The sequence below is a fragment of the Actinomadura sp. 7K507 genome (assembly GCF_004348425.1).
GTDB lineage: Bacteria > Actinomycetota > Actinomycetes > Streptosporangiales > Streptosporangiaceae > Spirillospora.
Genome location: NZ_SMKK01000012.1, coordinates 62,939 through 73,991 on the forward strand (window position 1 = coordinate 62,939; position 11,053 = coordinate 73,991).

General features: G+C 74.5%; 7 protein-coding genes. 5 read left to right on the forward strand and 2 right to left on the reverse strand.

Annotation, left to right across the window (positions count from 1 at the left end; translation table 11 throughout):
• The first annotated feature begins 22 nt into the window (after window positions 1-22).
• Window positions 23-1,045 (forward strand): LacI family DNA-binding transcriptional regulator, encoded by a 1,023-nt coding sequence (locus E1285_RS04925; RefSeq protein WP_132148477.1) that lies wholly within the window; start codon window positions 23-25, stop codon window positions 1,043-1,045.
• Here E1285_RS04925 and E1285_RS04930 read toward each other — a convergent pair whose 3' ends face one another.
• Both E1285_RS04930 and mtnA read right to left on the reverse strand, forming a co-directional pair.
• A complete protein-coding gene (locus tag E1285_RS04930) occupies window positions 1,046-3,280 on the reverse strand; it encodes an ATP-dependent RecD-like DNA helicase (RefSeq protein WP_132148479.1) in 2,235 nt (744 codons plus the stop codon).
• Window positions 3,277-4,332 (reverse strand): S-methyl-5-thioribose-1-phosphate isomerase, encoded by a 1,056-nt coding sequence (gene mtnA / locus E1285_RS04935; protein WP_132148481.1) that lies wholly within the window; start codon window positions 4,330-4,332, stop codon window positions 3,277-3,279. Before mtnA ends, E1285_RS04930 begins: the two co-directional genes overlap by 4 nt.
• 146 nt (window positions 4,333-4,478) lie before the next feature.
• On the opposite strand from mtnA, the gene E1285_RS04940 reads away from it, so the two are divergent.
• The 4 genes from E1285_RS04940 to E1285_RS04955 form a co-directional block, all read left to right on the forward strand.
• Window positions 4,479-5,249: a hypothetical protein gene (locus E1285_RS04940; RefSeq protein WP_207946402.1), complete on the forward strand. Its 771-nt coding sequence runs from the start codon at window positions 4,479-4,481 to the stop codon at window positions 5,247-5,249.
• Window positions 5,246-6,763, forward strand: coding sequence for a DNA polymerase Y family protein (locus E1285_RS04945; RefSeq protein WP_132148483.1), 1,518 nt, complete (start codon window positions 5,246-5,248; stop codon window positions 6,761-6,763). The genes E1285_RS04940 and E1285_RS04945 overlap by 4 nt, the downstream gene beginning before the upstream one ends.
• Before the next feature lie 24 nt (window positions 6,764-6,787).
• The gene (locus E1285_RS04950) at window positions 6,788-10,057 is read left to right on the forward strand and encodes an error-prone DNA polymerase (RefSeq protein WP_132148485.1); all 3,270 of its coding nucleotides are present in this window, start codon (window positions 6,788-6,790) and stop codon (window positions 10,055-10,057) included.
• Between the two features lie 127 nt (window positions 10,058-10,184).
• The coding region (locus tag E1285_RS04955) for a serine/threonine-protein kinase (protein WP_132148487.1) at window positions 10,185-11,053 on the forward strand (869 nt) is incomplete at its 3' end.

An 11,053-nucleotide genomic window follows, 5' to 3' on the forward strand; every position in this document is an offset into this window, starting at 1 on the left:
TCGAAATCCCTAAGCTTCGGGCATGCGACAGGACGAGGATTCGGGCCGGGTCACCCTGGCCACGGTGGCCGATCAGGCCGGTGTCTCCGTTTCGACCGTTTCGAAAGTCCTGAACGGGCGCGAGGACGTGGCGAGCAAGACCCGCGTGCGGGTGGAGCAGCTGCTGGAGCAGCACGGCTACCGGCGGGGCGTGCGGTCGGCCCCCGACGCCCCGCTCATCGAGATCGTCCTGCACGAGATCGAGAGCCTGTGGACGATGGAGCTGATCCGCGGGGTGGAGAGCGTCGCCAAGGCCAACGGCGCGAGCGTGGTGCTGACCGAGAGCGGCACCCGGCACTCCCCCGGCCCCGAGTGGATCGGCGGGGTGCTGCGCCGCCGCCCGATCGGCGTCGTGCTGCTGTTCTCCAGCCTCGCGCCGGCGCACCGGAAGCGGCTGCGGGCCCGCTCGATCCCGTTCGTCATCATCGACCCGGCCGGGGACCCCGAGCCGGACGTCCCGTCGGTCGGCTCGGCCAACTGGTCCGGGGGCCTGGCGGCGACCCGGCACCTCATCGACCAGGGCCACCGGCGCATCGCGATCATCACCGGGCCGGCGGACATGCTGTGCTCGATCGCCCGGCTGGACGGGTTCCGCTCGGCGATGAGCATGGCCGGGCTGGACGTCGACCCGTCCCAGGTCGCCTACGGCGACTTCCATGTGGAGGGCGGCTTCGAGCGGGCGAGGGAGCTGCTCGGGCGTCCCGACCGGCCGACGGCGATCTTCGCCGGGAGCGACCTTCAGGCGCTCGGGGTGCTGGAGGCCGCGCGCGTGCACGGGCTGCGCGTCCCGGACGACCTGTCGGTAGTGGGGTACGACGACGTCGCGGTCGCGCCCTGGGCCAGCCCCGCCCTGACGACGGTCCACCAGCCGCTGCGCCAGATGGCGGAGGCCGCCACCCAGATCCTGCTCGGCATCCGGGCCGGGGAGGCCGTCGCCACCCGCATGGAACTGTCGACCAGCCTCGTCGTCCGCAAGAGCACCGCCCCGCCGCCGAGCACGCAGTGACTACGGCCGGGTGAGGCGGTGCGCGAGGGCGGTGTGGCGGCGGCCGGCGCCGGCCGTGCGGACGGCGGCGGCGAGCGCCCGGCGCGAGCCGACCAGGACGACGAGCTTCTTCGCGCGGGTGATGCCCGTGTAGAGGAGGTTGCGGCGCAGCATCATCCACGCGCCGGTCGTGAGCGGGATGACGACGGCCGGGTACTCGCTGCCCTGTGACCGGTGGATCGTGATCGAGTAGGCGTGGGCGAGTTCGTCCAGCTCGTCGAAGGCGTAGCCGATGCTCTCGTCCTCGTCGGTCACGACGGTGAGGGACTGGTCCTCGGTGGAGACGGACGTGACGACGCCGACGGTGCCGTTGAAGACGCCCGCCTCACCCTTGTCGTAGTTGTTGCGGAGCTGGGTGACCTTGTCGCCGACGCGGAAGACGCGGCCGCCGTAGCGGCGTTCGGGACGCGCGTCGTCGTGCGGTGTCAGGGCCTCCTGCAGGAGCGTGTTCAGGGTCCCGGCCCCGGCGGCCCCTCTGTGCATGGGCGCGAGGACCTGGACGTCGCGGCGCGCGTCGAGGCCGAACCTGCGGGGGATGCGGTTGGCGACGACGTCCACGGTCAGCTCGGCGGCCTCGTCCTGCTCCTCGCACGGGAACAGGAAGAAGTCGGGGTAGCCGCGGGTGTGGGGGTGGTCGCCGGAGTTGACGCGGTGCGCGTTGACGACGATGCCGGACTGGCGCGCCTGCCGGAAGATCGTGGTGAGCCGGACGCGGGGGATCGCCGCGGCGGCCAGCAGGTCGGCGAGCACCTCGCCGGCGCCGACGGACGGGAGCTGGTCGACGTCCCCGACGAGCAGCAGGTGCGCGCCGCGCGGGATCGCCTTCACCAGCTTGTTGGCGAGGACCAGGTCGACCATCGAGCTCTCGTCGACCACGACCAGGTCGGCGTCGAGGGGGTTGTCCTGGTCGAACTTGGGGTCGCCGCCGGGCTGGAGCTGGAGGAGGCGGTGGACGGTCGCGGCCTCGTGCCCGGTCAGCTCGGCGAGGCGCTTGGCGGCGCGGCCGGTCGGTGCCACCAGGACGATCCGGGCGTTCTTCGCGGCGGCCAGTTCCACCACCGAGCGGACGGTGAAGCTCTTGCCGCAGCCGGGGCCGCCGGTCAGCACCGACACCTTCGACGTGAGGGCGAGCTTGACGGCGTCCTCCTGCTCGGGGGCGAGGGCCTGCCCGGTGCGCTGCTTCAGCCACGGCAACGCCTTGTCCCAGTCGACGCCGGCGAACGCCTTGAGCCGGTCGGCGGGCGCGTCGAGCAGTTCCAGCAGGCCTCGGGCGAGGGACCGCTCGGCCCGGTGGAACGGGACCAGGTACACCGCCGGGATCGTCGCCGCGTCCTCGCCCTCCCCCGGGATCGGCTCCCGGACGACGCCCTCGTCGCGGGCCAACTCGTCCAGCGCCGGGACGATCAGCTCCCGCTCGACGCCGAGGATCTTCTCCGCCGCCGTGACGAGGTTCGGCTCGGGCAGGAAGCAGTGGCCGTCGTCGGCGGCCTCCGACAGCGTGTACTGGAGCCCGGCCTTGATCCGCTCGGGGCTGTCGTGGGGGATGCCGACGGCCTGCGCGATCGTGTCGGCCGTCTTGAACCCGATGCCCCACACGTCCGACGCGAGCCGGTAGGGCTCCTTGCGGACGGTGTCGACGGACTGGTCGCCGTACTTCTTGTAGATGCGGACGGCCAGCGACGTCGAGACGCCGACGCCTTGCAGGAAGACCATCACCTCCTTGATGGCCTTCTGCTCCTCCCACGCCTCACCGATGCGTTTCGTGCGCTTGGGGCCGAGGCCCTGCACCTCGACGAGGCGCTGCGGTTCCTCCTCGATGATCCGGAGGATGTCGGTGCCGAAATGCTCCACCATCCGGTCGGCCATCACCGGCCCGATCCCCTTGATCATGCCGGAGCCGAGGTAGCGGCGGATGCCCTGGACGGTCGCCGGCAGGACGGTCGTGTACGACTCGACCTCGAACTGCTTGCCGTACTTGGGATGGGACCGCCACCGCCCGACCAGCCGCAGGCTCTCCCCCACCTGCGCGCCGAGCAGCGCGCCCACGACCGTGAGCAGGTCGCTTCCGGTCTTGGCGGTCGCAACCCGCGCGACGGTGTAACCGGTGTCCTCGTTCGCGTAGGTGATCCGCTCCAGGACGGCCTCGAGCTCCGCGGGGCGCGGCGGCGTGGCGTGGGGTGTCGGGGAGGTCGTCACGATCCATCATGATGGCCGATCCGGACCGTGTCCCGCTGGGCGGGCGTCGCACCCGCCGAGACCTCCAGCACGCCCGTCTCGGTGACCAGCGCGGTCACGAGGCGGGCGGGCGTCACGTCGAACGCGGGATTGAACCCGCCGACACCGGCGGGGGCGGTGCGCGCGCCTCCCCAGGTCAGGATCTCGTCCTCGGGACGTTCCTCGATGGGGATGCCCTCGCCGTCCGGGACGGCCAGGTCGATGGTGCTCCACGGCGCGGCGACCACCAGGGGAACACCGGCCGCCCGGCAGGCCAGCGCCACGCCGACCGAGCCGATCTTGTTGGCGGTGTCGCCGTTGGCGGCGATGCGGTCCGCGCCGATGACGGCCACGTCCGCCAGGCCGCGCAGGATCGTGCTCGGCGCCGCGCCGTCCGCCTGGACGAGGCAGGGGATCCCGTCCCGGTCGAGTTCCCACGCGGTGAGCCGAGCGCCCTGGAGCAGCGGGCGGGTCTCGTCCGCGTAGACCATCTCGACGCGTCCCCGCTCGTGGAGTTCGCGGACGACGCCGAGGGCCGTGCCCCATCCGGCCGTGGCGAGGGCGCCGGCGTTGCAGTGGGTGAGGACGCGCAGTGGCCGGTCTCCCACGCGGCCGAGGATCCAGTCGGCGCCGAACGCGCCGATGGCGCGGTTGCCGCGCACGTCCTCGTCCAGGAGCGCCTGCGCCTCGGCCGCCACGGCGTCGGCGCCCATGGCCACGAACGGGAGTACGCGGTCGACGCCCGCGGCCAGGTTCACCGCGGTCGGGCGGGCCTCCCGGACGGCGGCGATCGCGGCGTCCCGCAGGTTGTCGTCCCATCTCTCCCGCGCGGCCTCCCGGACGGCGATGGCGACGCCGAACGCGCCCGCCACGCCCAGCGCGGGGGCGCCGCGCACGACCAGCCGCCGGATCGCGCCCACGAGCGTGCCGACGTCGCGGACCACGAGGTACTCGACCCGGGCGGGGAGGACGGTCTGGTCCAGGAGCTTCAATCCGTCGCCGGTCCACGTGATGGTCCGCACATCGCTCGTCATACCGCCCATGATGCCCGGAAAATCGCCGGAACCCCCACACCACCGGGGCTTTCGGGCCTCCCGGCCGCACTCTGTGACCTGCGAGAACTTGACACAGGTCGAACTTGTGTTCGAAATTGTTCCGTGGGGGCGAGAGGAGGACGACCGTGCCGGATGCGGCGCTGCGGGAGCTGGCCACGGCCCTGGAGGCGACGGGGCTGGACACCGCACCGCGCGACACGGTACCCGTGCTGCCCGCACTGCGCTCCGTCGTCCCCGGCGGGCTGCGCCCGGGGTCGGTCGTGGGTGTCGGCGGGCTCGGCGCCGCGTCGCTCGGCTCGGCGCTCGTCGCGGGCGTGTCCCGGCACGGCGGCGAGGACGGCGCCGGCGGGTGGTGCGGCGTCGTCGGCCTGCCCGGCTTCGGCGTGGCCGCGGCGGCCGGGATGGGCGCCGCACCCGAGCGCCTGCTGCTCGTCGACGACCCCGGTGACCGCTGGCCCGATGCGGTCGCGGCGCTCTGCGAGGCCGTTGACCTGATCCTGCTGTGCCCTCCCGAGCGTCCCGGCACCGCGGCCGTCCGCCGCCTGTCGGCGCTGGTCCGAAAGCACGGCTGCGTCCTCACGCTGACCGGCGCGTTCGCCGGCGACTGGCCGGGCACCCGGCTCCGGCTCAGCCTGGACGACATCACCTGGGACGGCATCGCCGGCGGGCACGGCCGCCTCACCGGCCGCCGGGCCCGGATCGTCGCGGAAGGCCGCGACGCCCCGGGACGCGGCCGCCGCGCCCGGATCTGGCTCCCCGCCGCCGATGGCACGGTGAAACCGGACGAGACCGTCCGGCCGCCGCTGGAACTCGTCGCCGACGGCGCCCCGGTCCACCCGAGGACTTCCGCTCTTCCGCCGCGCGTCAAGGTGCCGGCCGAGGAGGGGATCGCGTGACGCGGGTCCTGGTCGTGTGGTGTCCGGACTGGCCGGTGACGGCGGTGGGCGTGGACGCGTCCGCCGCCGGGGCCGTGGTCGTGCAGGGCCGGGTGGCGGCCTGCACGGCGGCGGCGCGCGCCGAGGGGGTCCGGCGCGGCCAGCGGCTCCGGGACGCGCAGCGCCGCTGCCCCGAGCTGGTGGTGCGCGAACGCGACGTCGACGCGGAGGGACGGCTGTTCGAGCCCGTCGCCGCGGTGATCGCGGAGCTGACGCCGCGCGTGGAGGTGGTGCGGCCGGGGCTGTGCGCGCTGCCGGCACGCGGCCCGGCGCGGTTCTACGGGGGCGAGGAGGCGCTGCGCGTCCTCGTCCAGGACACCGTCGTCGAGGCCGGGCACGACTGCGGGTCGGGGATCGCGGACGGGCTGTACGCGGCGGAGCTGGCCGCGCGGGCCGGGGAGGGCGGCCTGGTGGTGCCGGAGGGCGGCGCGGCGGCGTTCCTCGCGCCGTATCCGCTGTCGGTGCTGGACCGGCCGGAGCTGGCGGATCTGCTCCGGCGCCTCGGCGTCAAGACCCTCGGGGACTTCGCGGCGCTGCCGTCGGGGCACGTCGCGGGGCGGTTCGGGACGGACGGCGCGCTCGCGCACCGGATGGCCAGGGGCGAGGAGCCGCGCCCGCTCGCGCCCGTCAGGGCCGCCGCGGACCTGTCGGTGCGCGCCTCCTTCGATCCGCCCGCCGAGCAGGCCGAGCGTGTCGTGTTCGGCGCGAAGCGGCTCGCCGCCGAACTGCACGAGGGCCTCGCGGCGGGCGGGCTGGCCTGCGTCCGGCTGGAGGCCGCGGTCGGGTTCGCGGACGGGCACGTCCTGCGGCGGCTGTGGCGGCATGACGGCCTGTCGGCGCTGGCGGTGGCCGAGCGCGTCCGGTGGCAGCTGTCGGCGTGGCAGCCGCAGGGCGACCAGGCCGAACACGTCTGGGGCGGGGTCACGTGGCTGGAGCTGGCGCCGGACCAGATCGTCCCGGACGAGGGGAGGCAGGACGCGCTGTGGGGCCGCACTGCCGTGACCGACCGGATCGCCAGGGCCGCCGACCGCATCCAGGCACTGCTCGGCCATCAGGGGATCACCCGGCCGGTGCTGGTGGGCGGGCGCGGGCCGGGCGAGCAGGTCGTCCGGGTACCGGTCGGCGACCTGGCCCCCTCGGACCCGCCCGAGGGCCCCTGGCCGGGGCGTGTGACCGGGCCCGCGCCTGCGGTCGTCCCGGTGGCGCCGTCCCCGGCGGAACTGCTCGACGCGTCCGGCGGCGCGGTGGTGGTGTCGGCGCGGTGCGAGGTGTCCGCGCCGCCCGCGACGATCACGGTCCGGGGGCGTGCCGCCGCGATCACCGGCTGGACCGGCCCGTGGCCCGCCGACGAACACTGGTGGGATCCCGGCCGGTCGCGGCGCCGGGCGCGGTTCCAGGTCGCCACCGAGGACGGCGCCGCCTACCTGCTCGCCGTCGAGGGCGGCCGCTGGCACGTCGAGGCCGTCTATGACTAGCCGCCGCATGACGGGAGACGCCTGATGGGGTGGCACAACCCGCCGATCCCGTGGCGGGAGTTCGAGGAGCGGCTGTCGTGGCGGCCGTCCGAGGCGCGGCCGGACGCGCCGCCGGAGGCGCCCCGCCTCCCCCGCCGCGCCGCCACGGACGTGCCGTGGGCGGAGCTGCACTGCCACTCGTCGTTCAGCTTCCTGGACGGGGCCAGCGACCCCGCGGCCCTCGTCGCGGAGGCGGCGCGGCTCGGCGTGGAGACGATGGCGATCACCGACCATGACGGCATGTACGGGGCGGTGCAGTTCGCGCAGGCCGCGCACGACGCCGGCATCGGGACCGTGTTCGGAGCGGAGCTGAGCCTCGGCCTGCCGGGGCCGCAGACCGGGGAGCCCGACCCGGCGGGCCGGCATCTGCTGGTGCTCGCGCGGGGCGCCCCCGGCTACGCGCGGCTCTGCTCGGCGATCACGGCCGCGCAGCTCGCGGGCGGGCGCAAGGGCCGCCCCGTGTACGACGCCGACGCCCTCGCCGCCGCCCATGACGGGCACTGGGCGGTGCTGACCGGATGCCGGAAGGGCCCGGTCCCGGCGGCGCTGGAGGCGGGCGGGCCGGACGCGGCGGAGCGGGAGCTGCGGAACCTGACCGGCGTGTTCGGGCGGGAGAACGTGTTCGTCGAGCTGGTCGACCACGACCAGCCCGACGACGACCACCGCAACGACATCCTGTTCGAGCTGGCCGGACGGGCCGGGGTGGACGTGGTGGCGTCCAACAACGTGCACTTCGCGGCGCCCGGGTCCGGCGCGCGGCTGGCCCAGGCGATGGCGGCGGTCCGGGCCCGCCGCAGCCTGGACGACATGGCCGGCTGGCTGCCGGCGGGCGGCACCGCGCACGTCCGGAGCGGCGCGGAGATGGCGAGGAGGCTGGCGCGGTTCCCCGGCGTCCTGGAGAGGACGGTCGCACTGGGGAAGGAGTGCCTGTTCGACTTCGACGTCGTCGCGCCCCGCCTGCCGGACTGGCCCGTCCCCGAGGGCCACACCGAGGCGAGCTGGCTGCGGCACCTGGTGAAGGAGGGCGCGCTCCAGCGGTACGGGCCGCCGGAGCGGGAACGGATCTCCGGCGCGTACGAGCAGATCGCCAAGGAGCTGGACGTCATCGAGCAGCTCCGCTTCCCCGGCTACTTCCTGATCGTCCACGACATCGTGGAGTTCTGCCGGAGCCGGGGCATCCTGTGCCAGGGGCGGGGGTCGGCGGCGAACTCGGCGGTCTGCTACGCGCTCGGCATCACCGGCGTCGACGCCGTCCGGCACGGGCTGCTGTTCGAGCGGTTCCTGTCGCCCGGCCGGGACGGCCCTCCCGACATCGACCTGGACATCGAGCACCGCCGCCGGGAGGAGGCCATCCAGTACGTCTACGAGAAGTACGGCCGCGAATGCACGGCCCAGGTCGCCAACGTCATCAGCTACCGGCCGCGGATGGCCGTGCGGGACGCGGCGCGGGCGCTCGGCTTCTCCCCCGGCCAGCAGGACGCGTGGTCGAAGGGCATCGACCCGCGTGACCCGGTCGGCTCGGAGACCGACATCCCGGCTCCGGTGATGGAGCTGGCGAACCGGATGCTGACCCTTCCCCGCCACCTCGGCATCCACTCCGGCGGCATGGTGATCGCCGACAGGCCCGTCGGGGAGATCTGCCCGATCGAGTGGGCGACGATGCCGGGCCGGAGCGTCCTGCAGTGGGACAAGGATGACTGCGCGGCGGCCGGGCTGGTGAAGTTCGACCTGCTCGGGCTCGGCATGCTCGCGGCCCTGCACGACTGCTTCGACCTGGTCGGCGGGCATCACGGCCGGCGGTACGACCTGCAGTCGATCCCGGCGGAGGACCCCCTCGTCTACGACATGCTGGGCGCCGCCGACACGGTCGGGGTGTTCCAGGTGGAGTCGCGGGCGCAGATGGCGACGCTGCCGCGGCTGCGGCCACGCGAGTTCTACGACCTGGTGGTGGAGGTCGCGCTGATCCGGCCGGGGCCGATCCAGGGCGGGTCCGTCCACCCGTACCTGCGCCGCCGGAAGGGCCTGGAACCGGCCGCCTGCCCGCATCCGCTGATGGAGCCGGCGCTGTCGCGGACGCTCGGCGTGCCGCTGTTCCAGGAGCAGATGATGCAGCTCGCCGTCGACTGCGCCGGGTTCACCCCGGCCGAGTCCGACCAGCTCCGGCAGGCGATGGGCGCCAAGCGCGCGCCCGAGCGCGTCGAGCGGCTGAAGCGGCGGCTGCTGGACGGGATGGCCGAACGCGGCGTTCCCGCCGACATCGCCGAGAGCGTGTACGAGAAGATCCTCGGCTTCACCGGGTTCGGGTTCCCCGAGTCGCACGCGCAGAGCTTCGCGCATCTGGTGTACGCGAGCGCGTACCTGAAGCGGCACTACCCGGCGGCGTTCACCGCCGCCCTGGTGCGGAACCAGCCGATGGGGTTCTACAGCTCGCAGAGCCTTCTGGCCGATGCCCGGCATCACGGTGTCGTGGTCAGGGGCGTGGACATCAACGCCAGCGGCGTCCACCCGACGCTGGAGGAGGCGGTCGAGGTCGACTCCGACCATCCGCACGCTCCGGCCGAGCCCCAGCCCGCGATCCGGCTCGGCTTCGCCGGCATCCGCAACCTGGGCGACGAGTCGGCGGAGGCCGTCGCGGCGGGCCGCCCCTACACGAGCATGGAGGACCTGGCACGCCGGGTGCCGCTGTCGGCCGGAGCGCTGGAGGCGCTGGCCACGGCGGGCGCGTTCGACCGGCTCGGCCTGTCCCGGCGCGAGGCGCTGTGGGCGGCGGGCGCGCTCGCGGGCTCCGGCCCGGGGCAGCTCGAAGGGGTGACGCCGGGCGCGTCCGCTCCCGCGCTGCCCGCGATGACGCCGATCGAGGAGACGCTCGCCGACCTGTGGGCCACCGGCGTCTCCCGGACCCATCCCGTGGCGCACGTCCGCGAGGCGCTGGACGAGCTGGGCGCCCTGTCGTCCAGGCGGCTCGCCGCGACGCCGGGCGAGACCAACGTCGTCGTCGCCGGGCTCGTCACCCACCGGCAGCGCCCGCCGACCGCGGGCGGCATCGTGTTCATGACGCTGGAGGACGAGACCGGCATCATCAACGTCGTATGCCCGCCGCAGGTGTTCCAGCGGCACCGCGGCCTCGCCGTCGACTCGCAGGCGCTGCTGGTCAGCGGCCGCCTGGAACGCGCCGACGGCGTCACCAACATCCGCGCGACGCGGCTGCGGCGGCTCCCCGTCCCCGGCCGCGTCCGCGCCAGGAACTTTCACTGACCCCGATCCGGCGGGCGGACGCTAGAACCTCGCCGTCTCCTTTGACATCGTATGGAGCGGTGGGCCGCGTGCCGCTCGTGTGGGCGGCCGCCAAGGCGCGGCTCGTGGGCGGAAAAAAGGTGATCGTATGGACGGCCCGCGAGCGTCTTCCCTGGGCGAGCTGCGCCCCGGGGATCCCACGCGGATCGGCCGGTACCGGATCGAGGCCAAGATCGGCGAAGGCGGGATGGGCGCGGTCTACCTCGGCCGCGACGAGGAGGACCGGCGCGTCGCGGTGAAGGTCGTGCGGTCCGCGCTGGCCGGTGACCGCACGTTCCTCGCCCGCTTCCACGACGAGGCCGCCAACGCGCAGCGCGTCGCGTCGTTCTGCACCGCGCAGGTCCTGGAGCACGGCGACGACCTCGGCCTCGCCTACATGGTCACCGAGTACATCGACGGCCCGTCCCTGCTGGAGCACGTCACCGAGAACGGCGCGCTGTCGCCCGGGATGCTGCACGGCGTCGCGGTCGGGGTGGCCGCGGCGCTCGTCGCCATCCACAGCGCCGGTCTGGTGCACCGCGACCTCAAGCCCAGCAACGTGCTGCTGTCCATCTCCGGGCCCCGCGTGATCGACTTCGGGATCGCGCGGGCGCTGGACGTCGCGTCCGCGCACACCCGGACCGGCCAGGTCGTCGGCAGCCCCGGCTGGATCGCGCCCGAGCAGATCACCGCCCAGCAGGTCACCCCGGCCGTGGACGTGTTCGCGTGGGGCTGCCTGGTGGCGTTCGCGGCGAACGGCCGCAACCCGTTCGGGCAGGGCTCGTTCCAGCTGCTGGCCGCCCGCGCCGTGCACGCCGAGCCGGAGCTCGGGGAGCTTCCGCCGTCGCTGGCCGGGCTCGTCCGGTCCGCGCTGCGCAAGGAACCCGGGCAGCGGCCCGGCGCCCGCGACCTGCTGCTCGCCCTCGTCGGCGGCGCCGCGGAGGCCGATGTCACCACCGAGCTGGGCGAGTCGTGGAC

What these genes read in the sequence shown, in the direction of transcription:
- E1285_RS04925 (WP_132148477.1), top strand. Translation starts at nt 23, where the DNA reads ATGCGACAGGACGAGGATTCGGGCCGGGTCACCCTGGCCACGGTGGCC.
- mtnA (WP_132148481.1), bottom strand. Translation starts at nt 4,332, where the DNA reads ATGACGAGCGATGTGCGGACCATCACGTGGACCGGCGACGGATTGAAG.
- E1285_RS04950 (WP_132148485.1), top strand. Translation starts at nt 6,788, where the DNA reads ATGGGGTGGCACAACCCGCCGATCCCGTGGCGGGAGTTCGAGGAGCGG.